This window comes from Clostridium sp. FS41, assembly GCF_000954015.1.
Lineage (GTDB): Bacteria > Bacillota > Clostridia > Lachnospirales > Lachnospiraceae > Enterocloster > Enterocloster citroniae.
This window is the reverse complement of record NZ_JYHN01000030.1, coordinates 13,770-35,688: the sequence shown is the minus strand read 5'-3', so window position 1 is coordinate 35,688 and position 21,919 is coordinate 13,770. Positions and strand designations below refer to the sequence as shown.

25 protein-coding genes are annotated in these 21,919 nt (G+C 46.3%); 18 read left to right on the top strand and 7 right to left on the bottom strand.

The window, feature by feature from the left end; genetic code table 11:
• Positions 1–2 precede the first annotated feature (2 nt).
• Genes CLFS41_RS04010 through CLFS41_RS03985 form a run of 6 tightly spaced genes read left to right on the top strand, consistent with a single transcriptional unit; the run spans position 3 to position 4,219 of the window.
• Entirely contained in the window at positions 3–1,463 is a 1,461-nt protein-coding gene (locus tag CLFS41_RS04010) for a PglZ domain-containing protein (protein ID WP_045091534.1), read from the top strand.
• Positions 1,456–2,160, top strand: coding sequence for a hypothetical protein (locus CLFS41_RS28895; protein WP_052665611.1), 705 nt, complete (start codon positions 1,456–1,458; stop codon positions 2,158–2,160). The genes CLFS41_RS04010 and CLFS41_RS28895 overlap by 8 nt, the downstream gene beginning before the upstream one ends.
• Positions 2,161–2,183: 23 nt before the next feature.
• Complete coding sequence (locus CLFS41_RS04000; protein ID WP_045091533.1) at positions 2,184–2,522, top strand: hypothetical protein; 339 nt, start codon at positions 2,184–2,186, stop codon at positions 2,520–2,522.
• Between the two features lie 31 nt (positions 2,523–2,553).
• Positions 2,554–3,372, top strand: a complete 819-nt coding sequence (locus tag CLFS41_RS03995) for a hypothetical protein (protein ID WP_045091532.1) — start codon at positions 2,554–2,556, stop codon at positions 3,370–3,372.
• Between the two features lie 18 nt (positions 3,373–3,390).
• Positions 3,391–3,819 (top strand): MmcQ/YjbR family DNA-binding protein, encoded by a 429-nt coding sequence (locus tag CLFS41_RS03990; protein WP_045091531.1) that lies wholly within the window; start codon positions 3,391–3,393, stop codon positions 3,817–3,819.
• A complete protein-coding gene (locus tag CLFS41_RS03985; protein WP_045091530.1) occupies positions 3,788–4,219 on the top strand; it encodes a hypothetical protein in 432 nt (143 codons plus the stop codon). Before CLFS41_RS03990 ends, CLFS41_RS03985 begins: the two co-directional genes overlap by 32 nt.
• 71 nt (positions 4,220–4,290) lie before the next feature.
• Here CLFS41_RS03985 and CLFS41_RS03980 read toward each other — a convergent pair whose 3' ends face one another.
• Entirely contained in the window at positions 4,291–4,800 is a 510-nt protein-coding gene (locus tag CLFS41_RS03980; protein WP_045091529.1) for an ImmA/IrrE family metallo-endopeptidase, read from the bottom strand.
• Between the two features lie 48 nt (positions 4,801–4,848).
• Positions 4,849–5,265, bottom strand: coding sequence for a helix-turn-helix transcriptional regulator (locus tag CLFS41_RS03975; RefSeq protein ID WP_002576372.1), 417 nt, complete (start codon positions 5,263–5,265; stop codon positions 4,849–4,851).
• 201 nt (positions 5,266–5,466) lie between these two features.
• Here CLFS41_RS03975 and CLFS41_RS03970 point away from each other — a divergent pair, with 201 nt between their 5' ends.
• The 8 genes from CLFS41_RS03970 (at position 5,467) to CLFS41_RS03930 (ending at position 12,296) form a co-directional block, all read left to right on the top strand.
• Positions 5,467–6,702, top strand: a complete 1,236-nt coding sequence (locus tag CLFS41_RS03970) for a DNA polymerase IV (protein ID WP_045091527.1) — start codon at positions 5,467–5,469, stop codon at positions 6,700–6,702.
• A gap of 81 nt (positions 6,703–6,783) precedes the next feature.
• A complete protein-coding gene (locus CLFS41_RS03965; RefSeq protein WP_002576370.1) occupies positions 6,784–7,044 on the top strand; it encodes a hypothetical protein in 261 nt (86 codons plus the stop codon).
• The gene (locus CLFS41_RS03960; protein ID WP_045091526.1) at positions 7,041–7,772 is read left to right on the top strand and encodes an ImmA/IrrE family metallo-endopeptidase; all 732 of its coding nucleotides are present in this window, start codon (positions 7,041–7,043) and stop codon (positions 7,770–7,772) included. Before CLFS41_RS03965 ends, CLFS41_RS03960 begins: the two co-directional genes overlap by 4 nt.
• 474 nt (positions 7,773–8,246) lie before the next feature.
• Positions 8,247–8,528 (top strand): helix-turn-helix transcriptional regulator, encoded by a 282-nt coding sequence (locus CLFS41_RS03950; RefSeq protein WP_013274263.1) that lies wholly within the window; start codon positions 8,247–8,249, stop codon positions 8,526–8,528.
• 472 nt (positions 8,529–9,000) lie between these two features.
• Positions 9,001–9,423 carry a type II toxin-antitoxin system PemK/MazF family toxin gene (locus CLFS41_RS03945; protein ID WP_013274262.1) on the top strand — a complete coding sequence of 141 codons (423 nt, stop codon included), beginning with the start codon at positions 9,001–9,003 and terminating at the stop codon, positions 9,421–9,423.
• Complete coding sequence (locus tag CLFS41_RS03940) at positions 9,416–9,661, top strand: hypothetical protein (RefSeq protein ID WP_041709464.1); 246 nt, start codon at positions 9,416–9,418, stop codon at positions 9,659–9,661. Before CLFS41_RS03945 ends, CLFS41_RS03940 begins: the two co-directional genes overlap by 8 nt.
• A 59-nt stretch (positions 9,662–9,720) precedes the next feature.
• Positions 9,721–10,935 carry a site-specific integrase gene (locus CLFS41_RS03935; RefSeq protein WP_045091525.1) on the top strand — a complete coding sequence of 405 codons (1,215 nt, stop codon included), beginning with the start codon at positions 9,721–9,723 and terminating at the stop codon, positions 10,933–10,935.
• A 152-nt stretch (positions 10,936–11,087) separates the two neighbouring features.
• Entirely contained in the window at positions 11,088–12,296 is a 1,209-nt protein-coding gene (locus tag CLFS41_RS03930; RefSeq protein WP_045091524.1) for a site-specific integrase, read from the top strand.
• A 306-nt stretch (positions 12,297–12,602) separates the two neighbouring features.
• Here CLFS41_RS03930 and CLFS41_RS03925 read toward each other — a convergent pair whose 3' ends face one another.
• Positions 12,603–13,058 (bottom strand): hypothetical protein, encoded by a 456-nt coding sequence (locus tag CLFS41_RS03925; protein WP_007869222.1) that lies wholly within the window; start codon positions 13,056–13,058, stop codon positions 12,603–12,605.
• A gap of 131 nt (positions 13,059–13,189) precedes the next feature.
• Positions 13,190–13,921 carry an SDR family oxidoreductase gene (locus CLFS41_RS03920; RefSeq protein ID WP_007869219.1) on the bottom strand — a complete coding sequence of 244 codons (732 nt, stop codon included), beginning with the start codon at positions 13,919–13,921 and terminating at the stop codon, positions 13,190–13,192.
• Positions 13,922–14,092: 171 nt separating this feature from the next.
• On the opposite strand from CLFS41_RS03920, the gene trxB reads away from it, so the two are divergent.
• The 3 genes from trxB to CLFS41_RS30015 are packed head-to-tail and all read left to right on the top strand — an operon-like array spanning position 14,093 to position 16,700.
• Positions 14,093–15,010: a thioredoxin-disulfide reductase gene (gene trxB, locus CLFS41_RS03915; protein ID WP_007869215.1), complete on the top strand. Its 918-nt coding sequence runs from the start codon at positions 14,093–14,095 to the stop codon at positions 15,008–15,010.
• A gap of 16 nt (positions 15,011–15,026) precedes the next feature.
• Complete coding sequence (locus CLFS41_RS03910; RefSeq protein ID WP_045091523.1) at positions 15,027–16,517, top strand: SH3 domain-containing C40 family peptidase; 1,491 nt, start codon at positions 15,027–15,029, stop codon at positions 16,515–16,517.
• Positions 16,518–16,562: 45 nt separating this feature from the next.
• Entirely contained in the window at positions 16,563–16,700 is a 138-nt protein-coding gene (locus tag CLFS41_RS30015; protein ID WP_156199993.1) for a hypothetical protein, read from the top strand.
• An 82-nt stretch (positions 16,701–16,782) separates the two neighbouring features.
• Here CLFS41_RS30015 and raiA read toward each other — a convergent pair whose 3' ends face one another.
• From raiA to CLFS41_RS03895, 3 genes are all read right to left on the bottom strand, one after another.
• Positions 16,783–17,313, bottom strand: a complete 531-nt coding sequence (gene raiA, locus CLFS41_RS03905; protein ID WP_007869210.1) for a ribosome-associated translation inhibitor RaiA — start codon at positions 17,311–17,313, stop codon at positions 16,783–16,785.
• Between the two features lie 578 nt (positions 17,314–17,891).
• Entirely contained in the window at positions 17,892–18,392 is a 501-nt protein-coding gene (locus CLFS41_RS03900; protein WP_040417408.1) for a CarD family transcriptional regulator, read from the bottom strand.
• Positions 18,393–18,495: 103 nt separating this feature from the next.
• Entirely contained in the window at positions 18,496–18,699 is a 204-nt protein-coding gene (locus tag CLFS41_RS03895; RefSeq protein WP_007869208.1) for a cold shock domain-containing protein, read from the bottom strand.
• Between the two features lie 628 nt (positions 18,700–19,327).
• Between CLFS41_RS03895 and secA the strand changes: the two genes are divergently transcribed.
• Positions 19,328–21,901, top strand: a complete 2,574-nt coding sequence (secA, locus tag CLFS41_RS03890) for a preprotein translocase subunit SecA (RefSeq protein WP_007869207.1) — start codon at positions 19,328–19,330, stop codon at positions 21,899–21,901.
• Positions 21,902–21,919 lie beyond the last annotated feature (18 nt).

The following is a 21,919-nucleotide window of genomic DNA, read 5'->3' as shown; positions in this document are numbered from 1 at the left end:
AGATGATTGGAGACTATGTGTTTGAAAAAACAGCTGCACAGTATACGAAAAAAATGATGCTCGTTGATGCAGATCATCTGGAAGAAAAAGCGCATTATAGTGCGGTGTTTCAGGCACATGGCTTCAGGACTGTTGTGTATACTGATGATTTGAACTTCCGGGTTAATAATACAAGCCTTCTAAATGGAGAGGAAAAGCTTGTGATTCTGGTGCAGCCGGGTGTTTATGTGCCATATGATATTCGGAAAAAATGCCGGGAGGAAGAAATTTCGTTCGAGACATTATTTCCAAAGTTGAATAGCGCAGTTCTGCGAGAAAGCAAAAATCTGGATTTGGAACTACTTACGCTGGCATATCAGACTGACTTTGAGAAATACCATGAACGGAAACAGACGGAAATGTTTCTTCGCCTCAAAATGTATGCTCAGAAAAATGTTGAGCTATATTTGAGAGATTTATACGAATGTGCGCTGAACCAAGCGAAAAGTGTTGAAGATTATAGGGCTTGGTTTGAGCTTGCGGAGAAAAAAGCAACGATTGATGTAACCGCAGTAGAACACAATGTTGACATTGATACTTCAGAATTGAATCGGGCGTTTTGCGCCTATGCAATGAAAAATTTTGGAAAGCTGTCTTCGGAAATTAACCCGGAATCACCGGTCATGGTAAGCAGTGTAATGGATTATATCCATGACCATAGTGAAAAGGCTGCAATTATCGTAATGGATGGTATGTCAGAATTTGACTGGACGATATTGAAAAGATCGTTTGCAGGAATTTGTTATCGCCAAAGTGCTGCCTTTGCCATGATTCCATCTACGACATCTATTTCTCGCCAATGCCTACTGAGTGGAAAATATCCCAGTCAGCTGGCTGAACCGTGGAAGCAAAGTAAAGAGAAGAATGAATTTTATGAATGTGCGAGAAAATATGGGTATAAGGACAATCAGATAGGCTACGAACGAGGGTATGATGCGAGCTTTTCGGCGTTTGTAAAGTGTGGGGCGGTCATCATTCTTGATATTGACGAATTGGTTCATGCCCAATATCAGGGACGTATTGGAATGTTGAATGATGATACGGTGCTGATGAAACAGAATAAGCTTGCTGAGCTGACAAAAAGATTGTTGCAGGATGGTTTTGATGTCTATATTACAGCAGATCATGGAAACACACCTTGTACAGGACTGGGACGATTGACCGGCTCTGGCGTTGAAGTCGAAACAAGAAGCCACAAAATGGTGGTATTGAAGGATTTTGCTAATAAAGACAGTTTGATAGAACGATATGGCCTTCTGGAATATCCGAAATACTATTTGCCCAAAGATTATGACTATCTAATCTGCAATGTGGGGGATTCTTTGGATATCAAAGGTGAAAATGTAATGACGCATGGCGGGATTTCGCTTGACGAAGTGGTGGTTCCGTTCATAATCGCGAGGACGGAGGATTATCATGGCTAAAATGGTTGGTTTGTCAAGAAAACTGAAATTACCTTGGCTGAAATATACGGTTGACTTAGTGGCGGACGGAACAGCGGAATCGGAGATTAAAGATAAGCTCAATGAGTATTTGAGCTATGAGATTGATAGCCCAACGGTTCTCCGTAAGACCAGAGAGATTTTGATGAATATCTGGGTTTATGACAATCCATACAGTTCCTGCTTAAAAAGCGAGGCAGTACAGCTGATAGAAAGGTATCCGGAATATGCGGTGAGTATCAACTGGTGCATGATGTTGGCGGCATATCCGGTGTTTCTTGATATGTGCAAACTGATTGGGAAAATGTCGGAATTTCAGGATGAAATAACGCTTGCCCAGTTGAAACAAAAGCTATTTGATGAGTGGGGAGAAAGAACAACCTTATATCATTCGATTGATAAATTGATTTCAACACTAAAGGAATTCGATGTGCTGCGCTGTGAAAAACCGGGAAAGTATCACATCAACAGGATGGCAGTAAATAATGAACAAGTCAGTGCATTTATGGCATATGCAGTGATGAATATTGATGACAGTGGATACTACTCTTTTCAAGAATTGAATGATTCGGTATATCTGTTTCCCTTTGAATATCATGTTGAAAAGGAAACTATTGTTTCAGATGACAGATTTTCAATCAGTACATTTGGTGGTGAGATTTCGATATCTTTAACTTGAAATATCTGGGAAAGGAGATTCTTATGGCTGATAATCGAAAGAAAGCCTCTATGTCACAGGTTCTTGCAGATATAAAGCCTTACATAACGAAAAAGCTTATGGCGACTCCCTATGTTAAGGAGCAAGATATTCAGGTTATTTGTCAAATTCTCCTGCCCAGATACAAGAATGTGCAGCTCATGCAGGGACTGACCAACAACAAGCCGGATTTCAGAATTCAGGTAAAAGGTTTGTTCGGGACAGAAGAGAAACGGTTTGAAGTGATTGGCGGTGATAAGAAAAGACCGGCAACCAAGAAGAAATCTGACCTGGGCTGGATTGATCGGCTGGAAGAGATAGATGCTGCGCTGGATGATTTCTGATGGCGATGCAGTGTGGAGGAGGTGCGGCTAAGTGACCTGGGCTGAATATTATGAGCGATATGACGGATGGCAGGAAAGTACTCAGTATAGCCGTCTGGCCTCTATCAAGGACTTCGGACCGGATGAAAGTCCATCTGAGGAAATATGTGACTGCATTCAGTATGTAGATACGCGCACAGCGACCAGCATTCTTCGCAGAGCATTAGCAGCGGGAGTCCGGTTTCGAGCTGCGGAAGTTGCGGAGATTGCAGATAGCGGGCAAATCGAAGATGAAAAAGCACTGGAAAAGCTGCTTCAGACAGCTGTGGATGCTTATACGGGGGAACAGCTGGATACGCTGCTGAGCTGTCTTCCAGATCCGGAACCGGTCTATGAGCTGATTGATAAGATTACATCCAAACCGACGCACTTTACAGAGGAGGATGTTCTGACACTGCTTCCTAATCTGCCAGATGAGGAATCCATCTATCAGCTGGTCAACTCGACAGACGCGGTTTTTACAGAAAATGGGCTGAATGAGTTGTGTGATTATGGTGTGGACGAGTCGCTGATCAGGAAGATTTCAAAGCGTAGTAGCATTCCGTATGCTGATCCAGATGCGCCTGACGAGGAAATTCCGCTTAAAGAGACACAAGCGAAGAAGCCAGGACTGTTCAGCTGCTTACTGATGGGAATGGCTCTGGCTGGCAATCCTAAGCCTAAAAGTACAGGCAGATGCACGGGAGATTGTGCTCATTGTCCTCCCCACTATGGTTATCGCTATGGACGATGGTATTATGGACATGGGCATACACATGGCTGCGAATTCTGCGGAAATGGAGGATGCAGTGGGAAGTGCAACATAGATTGACTTCGCTTGCAATGTGATATGACACGACAAGAATTATTTACATGGATACGCCAGCAGTACGGCACAGAGCCGGAATACCCCTGGCATGACTGGAATGCAGTGCTGCGGCACAACGACAATAACAAATGGTATGGTGTGGTTCTGGAAGTATCTGCTGATAAGTTGGGATTGCCGGAGGCAGGCATCATTGATGTCCTTAATGTGAAAAGTGATCCGCTGCTGATCGGCTCTCTTCGTGGGCAGGATGGCTATTTTCCGGCCTATCACATGAACAAGGAAAAATGGCTCAGTATTCAGCTCGGCAAACCGGAGCTGGATGATGCCATCAAAGACCTGCTTTCTTTGAGCTATGAGCTGACAGCACCGAAAAAGCGTAAACCAAAATCATCAGCAAAAAATCCGGGAGATTCCGCAAATGGCAAAGAAAAAGAAACTGACGAAGGCTGAGCGAAAGGAAGCACGCCTCCGCAAAGGCAAGCAGTGGCTGCTCACCTATACCGGCTCACCGAAAAAGATGAACAAGCATTACCGGGAACGCTTTCATGTGGATGCTGTGACTGCCGCTAAAGATTTGCAGGAGCTTGGAGTCAATTATACACAGGAGCAGCTTGACCAGATTAAACAGGCTGAAGAACAGCGGCTTCGGCAGCGGAGAATGGAGCGGGAAGCGGAAGAACGGGAACGGCTGGCAGAACTGTATGAGGACTGCGATGGTCGTTTTGCTTTTATCGCCGGATATACAGATGGCGGCGCACCGTATGGTGTGATGTGGGAAGAAGTCGGCATTGATCCGAGACTGCCGTTCGAGGAAAAAGTGAAGCTCTATCACATGCAGATGTTAGGCTGATAATTGTGCAGACGGCATCTGCACAATTTGCAACAAAAAAGAGGAGCTGGTCAAGGCTCCTCGAAGATACGTTATTTCAAAAAGTTGCTTTTATGTTCCAGTGCGTGCAGATTATATCCAAGTGTGGCCAGGTGTGCTACCTTCAGCGCAACCAGATTGATGTCGGTGGACATCGCACGGGCAATCTGCTCGGCTGTGTATCCATATTCATAGATGTAGCGAAGGACTTCATCGCTGTCCATTAGGATCTCCGCTGCTACGATGTTGGCTTCATATTCCGGTTTGGATTTCATGTCGTAGAGCATGAACTCATGAATCGGGGTGGTTTTCGCCATATTCCGGTGAAGCTGGTCATGCCCTAATTCATGTGCGCACACGATGCGCAGCATATTTTCATCCAGACTGTTATTCAGGAAAATAAAGCGATTTCGCTTAATCACCCGGTACATTCCTTTCAGGGAACCAAAATTTTCGCAAAGCATGACATTGATACCAAGCTGCCTTGCAATTTCAAAAGGGTCTCTGGAACCGCAGCGTTTTACCAGTTTCTCACCGACCCGTGAAAGCTGTTCCGCATTCATCATACCACCTCCAGTTTACAGTATAGCGAAAAGTGTGTACGATAAATATCACTGATCGGATTTTTTACGCCTCGTTTTCGGGGCGTATTTTTTATTGTTCTCTTTGGCAATCCAGTAGGCATCGGTCAGAGCTTTATAAGCTCCTTCGATGGCATCTTCGCTTAATTCGCCGCCAGCGAACATACCGGTCACTTCACTGACCAGTTCTTCAATATCTTTCGCTGCTTTTGCACCGCCTTTTTCATGAGCTTCTACGACATAGGTGCCGCTGCTTCCCAGCAGGTACTCAGTAGTAGTATTCAGCGCATCCGCGATCTTCTGGATCGTAACCATATTGGATGGTTTGCGGCTGCCAAGCTCATAATTCTGAATTGTGCGGGCGGTTACACCGGCCTTCTCTGCAAGTTCTACCTGAGTTAAATTGGCTTCTGTTCTTTTTTCTTTCAACCTTTCTTTGAAGACCATAGGAATACCTCTTTCTTTTTTGATAACGAACACGAACATTTTTTCATAAAAACCTATTGACACGAAAAACTGTGCTTGCTATAATGACGATGAAAACACGAAATACAATTCGTGTAATTATAGTATCACAAGAAATGCTGTGTGTCAATGTGTTCGTGAAAAGTTGTTCGTGCTTTCACGAACGGAGAGGAGGAATACGGGATGCAGAGAGTGATTCTTCACTGTGATATGAATAATTTCTATGCCTCTGTTGAGTGTATGCTGAACCCGGAACTGAAGAACAAGCCGGTGGCAGTGTGTGGTTCTGTGGAGGAACGGCATGGTATCGTACTTGCGAAGAACTATGCAGCAAAGGCGTTTAGCGTTTCCACGGGAGAGGCAATCTGGCAGGCAAAACAGAAGTGCCAGGATCTTGTGATCGTGGAGCCGCACTATGAGCAATATATGAAGTTTTCAAAGCTGGCTCGTGAGATATACGGTCGATACACTGACCAGATCGAGCCGTATGGGATGGACGAATGCTGGCTGGATGTGACCGGAAGCGGCTGCATGGGAACCGGATTTGAAATAGCTGATGAGATTCGCAGAACTGTTAAGTTTGAATTAGGACTTACGATTTCCGCAGGAGTGAGCTTCAACAAGATTTTTGCCAAGCTTGGGTCGGATATGAAAAAGCCGGATGCGATTACCTGTATTGAAGAAGATTCGTTCCGAGAGAAGATTTGGTGTCTTCCTGCCTCTGATTTGCTTGGAGTCGGCAGAGCGACCGAGAAGATTCTATCCGGTTATGGGATTCATACGATTGGAGAGCTTGCTGCAACATCGGATGATTTCTTGAAGTGCTGCCTTGGAAAGAATGGACTGGCGATTAAGAAATATGCCAATGGGCTGGATGATTCACCGGTTATGCGTTCCGATTATGTCTCCCCGGTAAAAAGCATTGGGCACGGGATAACGACCATGCAGGATTTGGAAAATAACGCCGAAGTCTGGTGTGTCATGCTGGAACTGGTGCAGGAGATCGGAACCAAGCTGCGCACACATAAAAAGAAAGCAGGCGGAATAGCGATTTCCATCCGCAACAACGAGCTTTACACGAAAGAGTGGCAGTGCCGGATTAGTATTCCGACACAAAGCCCCACCTATCTGGCGAAAACCGCATTTGCGCTGTTTGCAAAGAATTATCAGTGGGAGCATCCGATTCGTTCAGTGACGGTTCGGGCAATCAACCTGTTTGAAGAGGATTGTCCGATACAATACGACCTATTCACCGATATGAAATCATTGGATCGCCAGGAACGGCTGGACGCAGCGATTGAGCAGATTCGATTCCGATTCGGGAAAGATGCGATTAAAAATGGGGTACTTTTTCAGAAAAGCAAGATGCCGACAGAGCGAAAAGTGGATTTGGTTATGCCGGCAGGAATGATTGGTTAATACAGCACCGGCAGAATCTGGTGAGTTCTTTGCTAAAAGAAGTCAACACATTCGCCGATTTACAGAGGAGGAGCGTAGAATATGTCGGAACAGAAATGTAGAAAAGTATATGTACCTGTGAATTTGGATGTGGATGCAGAGGGAAATATCCGTCCGCGTCTGATTCGGTGGATTGACGGACGGGTGTATGAGATCGACCGATTGAAGCATAAGTGTCGGGCTGCTTCCACGAAGGTAGGTGGCTGCGGAATCCGTTATACGGTCATGATCGGTGGGCATGAGAGTTTCCTGTACAACGAAGATGAAAAATGGTTCGTTGAGGCAAAGGAGCAGTGCCTATGATCCTTTCACAGAAAAAAATAGAAGAAATCGCTGTTGCAGTGATAAGAGATTTTCAAAAGTCCTTTTTCGGCAGCGAAGCAGATGATCCGACGAGATTCGCGCTTCCGACACCCATTGACCAGTTTGCATCCGATTATCTGAACCTGAAGGTGTCATTTCAAAAGCTGTCCTCGGACGGAAGCATCTATGGTCTGACTGCGTATGTGGATACAGAATATCAAATTGAAGTCGATGGAAGTCAGAGGAGCATCTTCCTGAAAACCAATGATGTGGTTCTGGACAAGAGCTTCATTGAACCGGAGAATATACGGAAACTCTGCGGAAAACGCAGGTTTACGCTGGCACATGAGTGCGCTCACCAGATATTGTTTCAGCTGGATGCCGATGACCGAAAGATAGCCTGCCATAAGAGACCGGAAGTGAGGAAAAAAGGTTCCCGCGTTCTGAGAACGCAGGAAGATTGGAACGAGTGGCAGGCCAATTCGCTGGGAGCTGCCATCCTGATGCCCCAGTCAGAAGTGGATCGGGCGATGTGGTTCATCAACAGCAGAAAGCCTCTGACATGTTATGGATGGCGTTTTTATGACAAAAACCAGGTGAAGATAGATACTTTCTGTGGTGTCTTTGGCGTTTCGAGATCGGCAGCTGTTATCCGCTTGGAACAACTGGGCTATCTGAACCGGAAAAAGGATTATGAATATCGTGATCCATTGGAGGTGTGGCCATGAGCAGGAATATCAGAGTATCGGAACCATCTGCGGAAATGCAGATTAAAATCATCCGGGCAAAGGATGCGATTGCTTCGCAAAAGCCCAGGATTGTCAGGTGCCCTTATTGCCGACACAATTCAATCATCGTCTTTGAGGATACCAGAGGACATGTGCAGACCAAATGCAAGGCCTGCGGACGCGAGACCGTCTTCAATGTTTTGGAGATGAGAAGATTACGGAGATTGCAGCTCTACTATTCGTCTTTGAATGGTTGAGATGACAATAAATAACCCTATTAACACAATTTTATAAGTCATAGCTGTGCTGTGGAGCCGCTGACAGGCGAAGTCTTCCGAATGCCGCATGAGACAGAATTATGGGATACCCATGTTCTGTTTTATCGGCACAGGATTTTTTCTTCACCGTCATGCGGCTCTTTTTTTGACCTTCCGTCGATCCGGTTCTGTACCGGCTGTGCGGAAGGAGAAACGTATGTATTACGATCAGCATGTATGTGGAGCAAGAATTCAGGAATTACGCAAATCAAAAGGGTATACGCAGGAGGCCCTGGCTGAGGCGATTGATATTGATGCAAAACGCATTTCCAAAATTGAGCGCGGAGTAATATCGGCATCTTATAATGACATGATTTTGTTTTCGGAATTCTTTGGAGTAACGCTGGATTATCTGATCATTGGCAAGAGACAGGATGTGGATGCGTTGAAAAAGAGAGTGCAGGATGCCATTACGCAGCTTCAGGAAGCACTGATGTGAACTCGCAAAATTAGGTGGGCAAAGTCGCAGTTTCCGGCGTGTTATGTAAAACCGCATTCTTTTATACTTACTTTACAGCTAAGGCAACAAGGCTGATGAACTATGAAAATTGAATACTCATTCTCCAAGTACATTACTGACAGAACGAGCCTTCGACTGCACGCCATGATGCCCAACAGGGGCGAAGCGAAATCGCAGCAGCAAATGTCGGATTGCAACCGACGGTGGTGTAAAAGCCTGTCAGGGACAATGATACTTCCGTAATTCGCGGTCCGGCCATAAAGAAGGCGGGATGGTTAAATTCCAATGGAGCAGTGAAGCACACTGCCGCTTGTGAGAAATCCCCGATCTCTGGGGTGCCAAGAAAAAGTACAGAGAAACCATATTTTAAGAAAGGCTGTCAGAATAAAGCATTTGTATTATTTTCTGTCAGCTTTTATCCATAGATGACTATGGGATTGGAGGCAACCAGATGAAAGAAAACTGGGTTTACCGGCGAGGAGATATTTACCTTGCCAATCTTGGTGTTCCGATAGGATCAAAGCAGGGCGGTGTTCGTCCGGTAGTGGTTCTTCAGAACGATGTCGGCAACTTTTATTCGCCGACGATTACGGTTGCTCCTCTGACAACGAAGATTCAAAAGAAAAGAAGCCAGCCGACACATTATTTCCTTCGGAAGGCAAAAGGGCTGGCAAGATCTTCGATGGTATTGGCGGAGCAGCTTGATACATGTGATAAGACCTGTGTGATTCGGTATCTCGGCAAGGTAAGTAAGGGACAGATGCGCGGAATTGATGAAGCTGTGAAAGTGCAGCTTGGATATTATATTCCGGAACAGGCAGAGAAAAAAAGACAAGGCAAATGCCGAAAGGAAGTGAATTTTGATGGTGGATAAATTGATTAAGCGTAAAGAAGCCGCTGAGATGTTGGGAATTAGCCTGGACACCTTGGATCATGCAAGAATGGAAGGGCTGATCACTTACGTTCAGTATGTTGAGAATGGCTGTGTTTATTTTACTGAAGTTGGACTTCAGGAGTATATTGCAAGGTCTACACACCGTGCAAGGCCGAAGGATAACAATCCGACTTTCCGAAAGAAGAGAACAGCCAGGAGCGAAATTCGACATCGTTGAGTATTGGCAGGTTATTCGCAATAATGAATATATCAGCTAAAAGTTTGGAGGTGTCGAAGATGGCAAGAAAAAGATATGCGATTCCTCAGTACGGAACCGTCATCATGGCGGGTAAGGAATATTACCGGACTCGAATTGAGGATGCTGATGGAAAGCGGGTGGCGTTGTATGGCAGAACCCGTGAAGAATTATATGATAAGGTGCTCGAAGCGAGAGAGCAGATTGAGGATAATACATTTCGCAGATCATCCCCCACAGTAAAGGAGTATTGCGAAAAGTGGCTATTGTTACAATCCGCACAGGTAAGAGCCACTACGTTGACGGATTACACATCGAAGGTAAACCGGCATATTATAAAGCCGCTGGGTCATATGAATATAGCAGATGTTACAGCAGATGATATTCGTCTGGCACTGGTTCCTGTATCAAAAAAATCAGCATCTGTGTACAAATCGGTTAATATCCTTTATAAGAGCATTTTTGCGGCAGCAAAAGAAAGCAAAGTGATTCAGGACAATCCTACAATTTATTTGTCTGGAAAGAACGGAGGCGTTCCTCAAAAAGAGAAAACCCCTTTGACGGATGATCAGGTGGAGAGGTTGCTGGATGCGATAAGAGGATTGCCACCGTATGTATTTGTGATGCTTGGCTTGTATGCGGGGCTTCGGCGAGAAGAAATTCTTGCATTGCAGTGGGATTCAGTTTTTCTGGATGAAGCAGCACCGTATTTGACGGTGTGCAGAGCTTGGCATACAGAGCACAATCGACCAGTAATAATGTCTGAGCTGAAAACAAAGGCTGCTCATCGAGATGTACCGCTTCCTGATTGCCTGATGAAATGTCTGAGAGAAGCAAAGGAGACTTCCACATCCGCCTATGTTGTTGCGAACAGCGAGGGCGAACCGCTTTCATATACGCAGTTTAAGAGGCTCTGGCAGTATATTGTGACCAGAACCGTAAAGGAACGGAGCTACTACCGTTATGAGAATGGAAAACGAGTGAAGCATACGGTGAAACCGGTGCTGGGCGAAAGAGCTGCGCATAATGGAAAGGTGGTTTATAGCTTAGACTTTGAAGTGACACCACATTTGCTGCGGCACACTTATATTACAAATCTTATTCACGCATCGGTTGATCCTAAAACAGTTCAGTATCTTGCCGGTCATGAGAACAGCAAGATAACGATGGACATTTATGCAAAGGTAAAGTATAACCGACCGGATGAACTGGCGGGCATATTAGAGGATACCTTTACACTGTGGGATGCAGAATAGGCCAGACAGTTTCATGAATGAGATCAAAAAGAGTAGGGATAATCCCTGCTCTTTTTACATATAGCCGACATCCTTGAGAACCGGAGCAGCATTCTGGATAATTAAAGAGCAAAGATCAATTTGGATGTATCAAGAAAATGGAGGAAGCAATAATGGCAAGAAAAAAAGTAGTGCCAGAATATGGCACAATTATGAAGAGGGGTGTTCAATATTACAGAACACGAATGCAAGATGCGGATGGAAAATGGATTTCGCTATATGCACAGACTCCTGAAGAGCTGTACGATAAATCCATTGAGATGAAGCGCAGCATTGAGGATGAAATATTCCGGAAGAATAATCCGACAGTAGCTGAGTATTGCGAAAAGTGGTTGAAGATGCGCTCGGCGAGTGTGCGAGAAAACACATTGAGTGGATATGAGCGCACGATAAGAAAATACATTATTGGAGCTATTGGAGATATGTATATGGACGAAGTGACGACTGATGACCTTCGCTTGCTGCTGGTGCCAATCTCCAAGCAATCAGCTTCCCTGTACAGCAAAATGAATATGCTGATCAAATGTGTTTTCTATTCAGCAGAAGAAAGCAAAATCATCAGTTATAATCCGGCTGCGTCGCTTTCTGCAAAAGGCGGAACACCAAAGCAGGAAAAGAAGGCATTGACGGATGAGCAGGTGAAAATTCTTCTGGATACAATCAGGGGATTACCACCGTATGTTTTCGTAATGATTGGGTTGTACGCAGGGTTGAGGCGGGAAGAAATTCTTGCACTGCGATGGGATTGTGTTTTCCTGGATGGTGCCACCCCATATATATCGGTAAGGCGAGCATGGCGTTCTGTAAATAATCGTCCGGTAATTTCAACAGAATTAAAAACGCCAGCAGCCAAAAGGGACATTCCCATTCCGGGCAAGTTGGTGGAATGTTTGAAAGAGGCAAAAGAAAAGTCAAAATCGGAATATGTGATCTCGGACAGGAATGGTAACGCTCTGGCTGAATCTCAGTTCGTGAGGGTGTGGAAGTACATAGCAGTTCGTTCTACGGAAGAACGCTGCTATTACACCTATGTGAATGGGCAGAAGATTAAGCATGTGGTAAAGCCGAAGCTTGGTGAGCATCAGCCGAACAATCCGAAGTTGGTATATACGATGGATTTTCAAGTGACACCGCATCAATTGCGTCACACTTATATCACGAACCTGATTTATGCTTCGGTTGATCCTAAAACCGTACAGTATCTTGCCGGACACGAAAACAGCAAGGTGACTATGGACATTTACGCTAAAGTAAAGTATAATAAACCTGCCCAATTACATGGGGTGATCAACAGAGCAATCGACACATCAAAAAAAGATTAGGGTTAAAATCCGACAAAAGCCTACAAAATCGTGGGTTTAAGAACTGGTGGACGAAGAGCAAAAAGCTTGAAAAAACGCGTAAAATCAAGCAAAATCGAGCTTCGGTTTCGTGAAGTACGGCTTAAAGGCAGCACGCCGTGCGCCACAGTTCTCCAAGAGATAATAAGAGGTTATATCATAGACTTATCAGAACCCTTGAAAACATTATGTTTTCGAGGGTTTTTTGCTATATCGGATATGACAAAAATACCTCCGGGCGTAAGATAAGCCGTGGAGGTATTTTTTGTGTGTGATGTGGCAGTTTGGTTAACGTGCCCCAAACTTGGTACCGCGTTTGATGGTACCGTTGCTGTTCCATTCCGTGTATACGTATGGACCGCCGTCTGTGGTTCCGTTTTCAGTGAATTCATGGGACTCGCCGTTGTAGCTGTGGGTGCCGGTCACCAGTTTCAGGCTGTTGTTGTCAAAATAATAGACATTTCCATTGATCTTCATAATCCCGCCCTGAAGTTCGCCGGTGTCGGCCGCATAATACCAGGTACCGTCCTTCTGGATCCAGCCGGTTCTCATGATCTGGTCGGAGCCAAAGAAGAACCAGTGGTTCTTGTAATTAACCCAGTTGTTGGTACAGTAATCTCCGGAACCCCACTGATATTTCATACCCTGTGATGTGCTTACGAAACCTGCGGCAAATGATGTCATAGCGCTTCCCGCTGCCAAAGCAAGTGTCAGTGCAGCGGTGGCCAAATATTTCTTTTTCATATAAAATTCCCTCCTTGCAGAATCTACTGATTATCTTTGTTTTCGATAGTTGGATTCTACACCCTGGAGTAACTCCAAGGTCAATACAGTTAATGTATTTGTAAGGAAAATGGAATTTTAATGTAACTTTGTCAGATCCATCCACCGTCCAGGCCAATCACCTGTCCGGTCAGGTAGGATTCCTTGTATCCCAGATGGTAAACCAGGTCCGCTACCTCCTCGGCCTTGCCCAGACGGCCGGAGGGAATCTCCTCCACCAGGGCGATCAGGTCGTCCTCCTCCATCCACTGGTTCATCTCCGTGTCAATGGCGCCGCAGGCAACTGCGTTCACCTGGATGTTGCTGGGGGCCAGCTCCTTGGCCAGGGCTTTGGTCAGGGCATTGATCCCGCCCTTCGTAGCGGAATAGGCGGTTTCGCAGGATGCTCCCACCACACCCCATACGGAGGAAATGTTGATGATCTTTCCCTGCTTTTGCTGAAGCATATAGGGGATGGACAGCTTACAGCAGTTAAACACCGAGGTCAGATTGGTGCAGAGCATCTTTTCCCAGTCCTCACAGGTCATGTCCTGCAAAAGCCCTATATAGGAAATACCGGCATTATTCACCAGCACATCAACACCGCCAAACTGGGTTTTGATCTTCCCGTACAGCTCCTCGCAGCATTTCATGTCGCCCATGTCCCCCTTATATGCAAGGCAGGGCACCTGGAAGGACTCGATCTCCTTCTGGGTCTGGAGAAGACGGTCCTCTCTGTGGACGCAGCTAATGGCTACGTTATAGCCCTTTTTGGCAAACTTGACTGCAATGGCCTTGCCGATGCCCCTGGAGGCCCCGGTGACCAGTACTGTTTTACGTGGCATAAGACACACATCCTTTCTGTCATACACTGTATCTACATTTTATCACATCCCATGGATAATTGTAAGAAATTGAATTGTAATATGTGAAATATATGTGTTATAATAATTACAAATTGGTCAAAATAGTAAATAACTTGTTAATATGATAATAGATAAGGAAAAGGTAAGGATATGGCACAGGTATATGATTTGATTATTATTGGTTCAGGCCCCGCAGGGCTTGCGGCTTCTGTCTATGCCCAGAGGGCAAGGCTGAATACACTGGTGATCGAGAAGGCGATGGTCAGCGGAGGACAGGTTCTGACAACCTATGAGGTGGATAATTATCCCGGACTTCCGGGCATTGGCGGATATGATCTGGGGCTTAAGTTCCGGGAGCATGCAGACCAGCTGGGAGCGGAGTTCGCGGAGGATGATGTGGTAAGGATCGAGGACCAGGGGAATATCAAGCGGGTGGTATGCGAGCATGAGACCTATGAGGCCAGGGCTCTGATCCTTGCAACAGGAGCGGTTCACAGAAAGCTGGGCATTCCCGGTGAGGAGGAGCTGGCAGGCGCAGGCGTCTCTTACTGTGCAACCTGTGACGGCGCATTTTTCCGCAATAAGGTAACGGCTGTGGTCGGCGGCGGAGACGTGGCTGTGGAGGATGCCATTTTCCTGGCCCGTATGTGCAGCAAGGTCTATGTCATCCACAGAAGGAACGAACTGAGGGCGGCTAAAAGTCTCCAGGAAAGTCTTTTATCCCTTGAGAATGTGGAGATGGTATGGGACAGTGTGGCTGACAGCATCAACGGAGACGGCATGGTAAAGAGCTTGTCCGTAACCAATGTAAAGACAGGTGAAAAGCGCGATCTGGATGTTCAGGGCGTGTTCATTGCAGTGGGGATCTCACCGGAGAGCAAGGCGTTTGAAGGGCTTGTGGAGATGGACCACGGATATATAAAGGCAGGCGAGGACGGGGTGACATCTGCACCGGGCATCTTCGCCGCAGGCGATGTGAGGACAAAACCCCTGCGTCAGATCATCACAGCGGCAGCAGACGGCGCCAATGCTGTAACAAGCGTGGAGCGGTATCTGATAGAAAACTAGGGGGGATACGGTTCAGATGAAGAATTGGATGAAAATACTGGCTGTGAGCAGTGCGTGCAGCTGTGTCTTTGCAATTCCTGCTATGGCATCCACCAATCTGGAGACAGGTTCCTCACTGGCAGGCATATCCGTGGCCCTGAACAACTTCTATGCAGGTAATACGGAGCCGGAGAAACAGCTGGCATCCATCTATTCCGATATAGAGACTAGGGCCGGAAAGAATCAGGGCGGCGGAGGAAACAGTAAGAGTACATCAGCCGGGGACAGCCAGGACTCCTCCGAAGCGGACGCTTCAGTAGGCCAGGCTGCCCAGGCGGCGCAGGCACCCGAAGAAACAAAGGCATCAAAATCATCAGCCTATGACAATGTGGCGGTTTCCAAGGTCAACGGTTCTGTAAATATCCGGACCGAAGCCAATACCGCCAGCGGTGTTACAGGCAAGATCTTTAATGATTCCGCTGCCACCATCCTGGATACCGTGGATGGGGAAGGCGGTAAATGGTATAAGATACAGTCCGGCTCAGTGACCGGCTACATAAAGGCAGAATATTTTGTGACCGGGCAGCAGGCGGAGGCCAAGGCCAAGGAGGTGGGAACCACCTACGGTACCATCGTGGGCACGCCCAGCCTGCGCCTAAGGGATACGCCCAACCTGGAAGGCAAGACCCTGACCCTTCTCTCAGAGGGGGCCCACTATGTGGTCACCGGGGAGGAGGGGGATTTCCTGAAGGTTTCCGTGGATTCGGATCTGGAGGGATATGTGTTTAAGGAATACATGAAGACCAGTGTGGAGTTTAACAAAGCCGTGTCCGTGGAGGAGGAGAAGGCGAAAGCAGCGGAGGAAGCCAAGCGCAAGGAAGATGCGGAAAAAGCTATCAAGGCGCTGGAGGAGGCTAAGAAGAAGGAAGCTGAAAAGAAGACCACGGAAGCCACCACCAAAGCCCAGAAGACCACGGAAGCTCCTACCACTGCCGCACCTAAGAAAGAGGAGACAAAGGGAACGGATCCGGTGGTCCAGACCATAGCGGCTAATCCGGAGAACGGCAATGACAGCACTGTGGCCGCGCCTACCACCCAGAAAGCCACAGAGAGCACCCAGTCCAAGGGACCGGGTTCACCGGGGACCTCGTCCTCCGAAGTGGTATCTGCGACCAGGAATGCGGTGGTGGCCTATGCAAAGCAGTTCCTGGGCAATCCTTATGTGTACGGTGGGACAAGCCTTACAAGCGGTGCTGACTGTTCCGGATTTACCCAGAGCATCTTCTCTCATTTCGGCATCAGCACAGGAAGAAGCTCCAGGGACCAGGCGGCCAGGGGAAAGACGATCTCCGTCAGCGAGGCAAAGCCGGGAGACCTGCTGTTCTATGCCAGCGGCGATTATATCAATCATGTGGCGCTTTATATCGGAGGCGGACAGGTCATTCATGCCAGCAATCCTACCACCGGTATCTGTATCTCGCCTGCGAATTACAGGACGCCGTGTAAGGCTGTTACGTTCCTGGATTGATGGTTATTGAGTAAAGCCTAGGGGTGAAGGAAGGCTGCAGCAGATATGGGAATGATGAACCATGTCGGCTGCGGCTTTTTTGCAATTATAATGGGATCAAAAAATAAATGGGACAGCCATCCATTGGCAAGGTATACAAGGGACGCCATGTCTGCCATGAAGGGGGCAGGGTATGGCCTGTAGGGCTAAAGCGAGATAGAGATAAGGGATACATATTAAAAGCCGGCAGCTGCATCACACAGCTACCGGCTTGTCTATTCTATGATCAGAATTCCGGTTCGATCAATCCGTAGGTTCCGTTCTTGCGCTTGTAAACCACGTTCACCTGGTCGGTGTCTGCGTTTAAGAAGACGTAGAAGTTATGTCCCAGCATCTCCATCTGCAGGCAGGCTTCTTCGGGAATAGTTGGCTTGATGGCGAATTTCTTGGTTTTAACGATCTGTATCTCGTCATCCTGAATCTCATCCTCTTCCTCGATAAATGCCTGGGAGAAGGAAACTGCCGCCTGTTTCTTGTCAATCAGTTTCTTTCTATATCTCCGGATCTGACGTTCGATCACTTCTTCCACCAGATCAATGGATACATACATATCGGTACTTGATTCCTCAGCCCGGATGGTATTGCCCTTGACCGGGATGGTCACTTCAATCTTTTGCCTGTCTTTCTGCGCGCTCAGCGCAACGATTACTTCGGTGTCCGGAGTGAAGAAATGTTCCAGCTTGCCTATCTTCTTTTCAACGGCAGCCTTCAAACCTGGAGTTACCTCAATATTTCGTCCTGTTATGGTATAACGCATAATCACCAACTCCTTTACTTGAGATAGTGACATTATAACATATTTAGTATAAAATTACAATCAGATCCTATAAATTGCCTAACAATTTATCTTAATTTTTTATAAAAATAATCTTCAAACCATGTGGATAAGTATTGAATTACTAATAGAAACCATTCAAAAATGTCAAGAGTAAACCATGTATTTTCTCCCGAAATACGCAAGTTTATTAGAAGTGTACAAAAATAAAATTTATGTTAAGGCCAGGTAAAGTTTGAAAACAAAAACTTATAAACCTGTGGATAATGTGGATAAGTCGGTGTATAACTAAATTTTGCCTTAAAATGGACAAACTGGGATGTGGATAACTTTGGGGGTAATGTGCATAAACTTCTGGGGATAATGTGGACAGGTAAAAAATCGAACACATTTTTTGTGCAATGTGCTTGGTTGACCATAAGTATGGACAGAATACTAAGCTGAAGCGGCTTTGTTTAAAGAAAAAGGACAACCGCCTCCTATTAGGAGACGAGTTGTCCTGAAGCGATAAGATATCCATGCCTGATATCGTATGTCAGCCGATTGGGATATCTTAATACTTAACAAATGCAGCCGGTTAGATCGTGTATATAGCCAGGTACCGTATCCGGACATATATCCAATGCGGCGGCTAACTCACCAAAGAGTAATCTTCGGGCATTGTTAACACCATCTTTTTCACGGATATTTAAAACCCTCCCTTTACTTTTTCGGGATTGTTCCATCTGCGTTATTTCCTTGATCATTGCAGCTAATTCTGTACAACTTCCGGATTGGAATATCTGTTTGTAAATTTGAGGGCGCTCTTTGTCATTCTTATATCCCCTGCACTTGACATAGGGCCAGGATAATATGAAGTTTTGCGCCTCGCCTTTTGTCATAATATCACGCATCATTACTTTGTTCGTGTCTACAGGAATGCTGATTGTCCTGTTAGACTCAAACTTTGGAATTAAACGGTAATATAATTTGTCATTATCTGAGAAGTCGGTCTTTGATATAGCATCCACCCGGCAGACGCCTACGGTTCCATAAAATATAAAATCTCCTTTTTTAAACAGGTTACCACCTTTCTGAACAGATTCTGCTCAATCATTTAACGGGGATTGTTTAATGGTGCGTATTTTTCTATACAGGACCGTCAGGCCTTTTTCTTAACTAATACTATGCTGCGCAGACATTAACGGCCTGCAGACCGCGATTGCCGTTGGTAATGTCAAAGGTTACGGATGCACCGTCCTCTAATGACTTAAAACCATCGGAAGCGATTCCTGAAAAATGAACAAATATGTCCTCGCCATTTTCTGCATTAGTGATAAAACCAAATCCTTTTTGTGAGTTAAACCATTTAACTGTACCTTTATTCATGAAAGATACCTCCTGATATTTTATTATACCTTTTGATAAAATAAAAAAATCACATATTTTTGTAAACCATCATAGGAATAATGACTTACAAAAACATGTGAAATCAGAATCTTATAAAAAATATAAATTCAGTATACCCTTGTTTTGAGTCATTGTCAAGATAAATAATAAATTGTTTGTGAATGAATTAAATAGGGGATCAAAGGGAAGGAGTATGTAAAAAGAGGATGGGATGGGACCGCACCCGCGTAGATTCATGTTATTTTATATCATGTTATACGGTCCCGGGAGGCACAGAAAAGTGACACGGAAACTGGAAAACCTTGTAATACCGTTGATTTTATGTCCAAAATGTTAATTTTTCATTAACCCGTTGAATAAATTCCTTCCAAGTGCTACAATAAGTAAGATTGTATCATAGGCGGAGTATTTGCAGTATTTTATCTGGAAAGCCCCATAGCGGGCATTGTGGAAAGATAAGGAATAAACTGGAATCAGAGGGCAGATAATATAAGTACTGCGATGCAGTACCGGGCATGGACACAGCTGTGCCTGCAAATGCTGCACATACAGGCGCTGGTTGAAAATTAGTTTCTATTATATAAGGAAGAAGTTAGGAGAGTATACCATGAACGTAATTGAAAAGGTGTTCGGGACTCACAGTGAAAGAGAACTGAAGATGATAAGGCCAATCGTGGCAAAGATTGAAAGCATGCGTACTGACATGATGGCCAAGTCAGATGAGGAACTGCGCGACCAGACCAGGATCTTTAAAGAAAGGCTGGCTGAGGGAGCCACACTGGATGACATTTTGCCGGAGGCATTTGCCACTGTTCGGGAAGCGGCAAGAAGAACCCTGAATATGGAGCATTTCCCTGTACAGCTGATTGGTGGTATTGTTCTTCACCAGGGCCGTATTGCCGAGATGCGTACAGGTGAAGGTAAGACGCTGGTTTCCACCTGTCCTGCCTATCTGAATGCGTTAAAGGGCAAGGGCGTGCAGATCGTTACGGTCAATGACTACCTGGCAAAGCGTGATGCCGAGTGGATGGGCCAGGTACACCGTTTCCTGGGACTGAGCGTAGGCGTAGTGCTTAACGACATGAACAGCGAGGACCGCAGGGCGGCATATGCCTGCGATGTTACCTATGTTACCAATAATGAACTGGGATTTGACTATCTGCGTGACAACATGTCCATTTACAAGGAGCAGCTGGTTTTAAGGGATCTGGACTACTGTATCATTGATGAGGTTGACTCCGTATTGATTGATGAGGCCAGGACTCCTCTGATCATTTCCGGTCAGAGCGGCAAGTCCACCAAGCTGTATGAGGTCTGCGATGTGCTGGCCCGCCAGCTGGAGCGCGGCACTGTTTCCAAGGAGTTTTCCAAGATTGATGCCATTATGGGCGAGGAGATCGAGGAGACAGGCGACTTTGTTGTGGATGAGAAGGATAAGGTTGTGAACCTGACCGAGCAGGGCGTAAAGAAAGTGGAGGAATATTTCCACATCGAGAACCTGGCTGATCCCGAGAACCTGGAGATCCAGCATAATATCATTCTGGCACTGCGCGCCAACAACCTGATGTTCCGTGATAAGGACTATGTTGTAAAGGATGATGAAGTTCTTATTGTAGATGAGTTTACAGGCCGTATCATGCCGGGCCGCCGCTATTCAGACGGTCTTCACCAGGCCATCGAAGCCAAGGAGCATGTGAATGTGCGCCGTGAGAGCCGTACACTGGCTACTGTTACGTTCCAGAACTTCTTTAATAAATACACCAAGAAGTCAGGTATGACTGGTACTGCCCAGACCGAGGAGAAGGAGTTCCGTAACATCTATGCCATGGATGTTATCGTCATCCCCACCAACCGTCCTATGGTCCGTAAGGATATGGAGGATGCGGTATACAAGACCAAAAAAGAAAAATATAAAGCAGTGGTTGAGGAAGTTGCAAAGGCGTATGAAAAGGGCCAGCCGGTGCTGGTTGGTACCATTGCAATTGAGACTTCCGAGCTGCTTAGCAAGATGCTGAACAAGCGCGGCATCCAGCATAAGGTGCTGAACGCCAAGTTCCATGAACTGGAGGCTGAGATCGTAGCAGATGCCGGTATCCACGGATCCGTGACCATTGCCACCAATATGGCGGGCCGTGGTACGGATATTAAGCTGGATGAGGAAGCCAAGGAACTGGGCGGCCTTAAGATCATCGGTACGGAGCGCCATGAGTCCCGCCGTATTGACAACCAGCTGCGCGGCCGTTCCGGACGTCAGGGAGATCCCGGTGAATCCAGATTCTATCTGTCGCTGGAAGATGACCTTTTAAGACTCTTTGGATCAGACAGGCTGATGGCCATGTTTGAGGCCATGGGTGTACCGGAAGGCGAGCAGATCGAGCACAAGATGCTTTCCAATGCAATTGAGAAAGCACAGATGAAGATAGAGAGCAACAACTTTGGTATCCGCGAGCAGCTGCTTAAGTTCGATGAAGTGAATAATGAGCAGCGTGAGGTTATCTATGCTGAGCGCCGCAAGGTACTGGACGGCGACAACATGCGCGACCTGATCCTTAAGATGATCACGGACACGGTGGAGAATGCGGTTGATATGTCTATTTCCGATGATCAGTCACCGGACAAATGGGACCTGAAAGAACTGAATAACCTTCTTCTTCCGGTGATTCCGCTGAAGCCGGTCATTTTAAATGATGATCAGAAGAAATCCATGAAGAAGAATGAGTTAAAGCATAACCTGAAGGAAGAAGCCATTAAGCTTTACGAAACAAAAGAGGCTGAATTCCCGGAGCCGGAGCAGATCCGTGAGATCGAGCGCGTGGTCCTGTTAAAGGTGATCGACAACAAGTGGATGGCCCACCTGGATGATATGGACGCGCTGCGTGAGGGCATTGGCCTTCAGGCTTACGGCCAGAGAGATCCGGTGGTGGAGTACAAGATGCAGGGCTATGAGATGTACGAGTCCATGATGGCATCCATCCAGGAGGATACGGTGCGTATCCTGTTCCACATCAGGGTGGAGCAGAAGGTAGAGCGTGAGCAGGCTGCCAAGGTAACGGGCACCAACAAGGATACTTCCCTGGCAAGCGCTCCAAAGAAGCGGGCCGAGCAGAAGATCTACCCCAATGATCCGTGCCCATGCGGTTCCGGCAAGAAATATAAGCAGTGTCACGGAAGGATCAAATAAAGACCGAAATGAAGGAAT

What these genes read in the sequence shown, in the direction of transcription:
- CLFS41_RS03980 (WP_045091529.1), bottom strand. Translation starts at nt 4,800, where the DNA reads ATGAATGCGGAACAGCTTTCACGGGTCGGTGAGAAACTGGTAAAACGC.
- CLFS41_RS03965 (WP_002576370.1), top strand. Translation starts at nt 6,784, where the DNA reads ATGTCGGAACAGAAATGTAGAAAAGTATATGTACCTGTGAATTTGGAT.
- CLFS41_RS03975 (WP_002576372.1), bottom strand. Translation starts at nt 5,265, where the DNA reads ATGGTCTTCAAAGAAAGGTTGAAAGAAAAAAGAACAGAAGCCAATTTA.
- CLFS41_RS03935 (WP_045091525.1), top strand. Translation starts at nt 9,721, where the DNA reads ATGGCAAGAAAAAGATATGCGATTCCTCAGTACGGAACCGTCATCATG.
- CLFS41_RS03920 (WP_007869219.1), bottom strand. Translation starts at nt 13,921, where the DNA reads ATGCCACGTAAAACAGTACTGGTCACCGGGGCCTCCAGGGGCATCGGC.
- CLFS41_RS03970 (WP_045091527.1), top strand. Translation starts at nt 5,467, where the DNA reads ATGCAGAGAGTGATTCTTCACTGTGATATGAATAATTTCTATGCCTCT.
- CLFS41_RS03960 (WP_045091526.1), top strand. Translation starts at nt 7,041, where the DNA reads ATGATCCTTTCACAGAAAAAAATAGAAGAAATCGCTGTTGCAGTGATA.
- CLFS41_RS30015 (WP_156199993.1), top strand. Translation starts at nt 16,563, where the DNA reads ATGGGAATGATGAACCATGTCGGCTGCGGCTTTTTTGCAATTATAATG.
- CLFS41_RS03930 (WP_045091524.1), top strand. Translation starts at nt 11,088, where the DNA reads ATGGCAAGAAAAAAAGTAGTGCCAGAATATGGCACAATTATGAAGAGG.
- CLFS41_RS03950 (WP_013274263.1), top strand. Translation starts at nt 8,247, where the DNA reads ATGTATTACGATCAGCATGTATGTGGAGCAAGAATTCAGGAATTACGC.
- secA (WP_007869207.1), top strand. Translation starts at nt 19,328, where the DNA reads ATGAACGTAATTGAAAAGGTGTTCGGGACTCACAGTGAAAGAGAACTG.
- CLFS41_RS03910 (WP_045091523.1), top strand. Translation starts at nt 15,027, where the DNA reads ATGAAGAATTGGATGAAAATACTGGCTGTGAGCAGTGCGTGCAGCTGT.
- CLFS41_RS04010 (WP_045091534.1), top strand. Translation starts at nt 3, where the DNA reads ATGATTGGAGACTATGTGTTTGAAAAAACAGCTGCACAGTATACGAAA.
- CLFS41_RS03945 (WP_013274262.1), top strand. Translation starts at nt 9,001, where the DNA reads ATGAAAGAAAACTGGGTTTACCGGCGAGGAGATATTTACCTTGCCAAT.
- raiA (WP_007869210.1), bottom strand. Translation starts at nt 17,313, where the DNA reads ATGCGTTATACCATAACAGGACGAAATATTGAGGTAACTCCAGGTTTG.
- CLFS41_RS03985 (WP_045091530.1), top strand. Translation starts at nt 3,788, where the DNA reads ATGGCAAAGAAAAAGAAACTGACGAAGGCTGAGCGAAAGGAAGCACGC.
- CLFS41_RS03925 (WP_007869222.1), bottom strand. Translation starts at nt 13,058, where the DNA reads ATGAAAAAGAAATATTTGGCCACCGCTGCACTGACACTTGCTTTGGCA.
- trxB (WP_007869215.1), top strand. Translation starts at nt 14,093, where the DNA reads ATGGCACAGGTATATGATTTGATTATTATTGGTTCAGGCCCCGCAGGG.
- CLFS41_RS03990 (WP_045091531.1), top strand. Translation starts at nt 3,391, where the DNA reads ATGACACGACAAGAATTATTTACATGGATACGCCAGCAGTACGGCACA.
- CLFS41_RS03895 (WP_007869208.1), bottom strand. Translation starts at nt 18,699, where the DNA reads ATGAATAAAGGTACAGTTAAATGGTTTAACTCACAAAAAGGATTTGGT.
- CLFS41_RS28895 (WP_052665611.1), top strand. Translation starts at nt 1,456, where the DNA reads ATGGCTAAAATGGTTGGTTTGTCAAGAAAACTGAAATTACCTTGGCTG.
- CLFS41_RS04000 (WP_045091533.1), top strand. Translation starts at nt 2,184, where the DNA reads ATGGCTGATAATCGAAAGAAAGCCTCTATGTCACAGGTTCTTGCAGAT.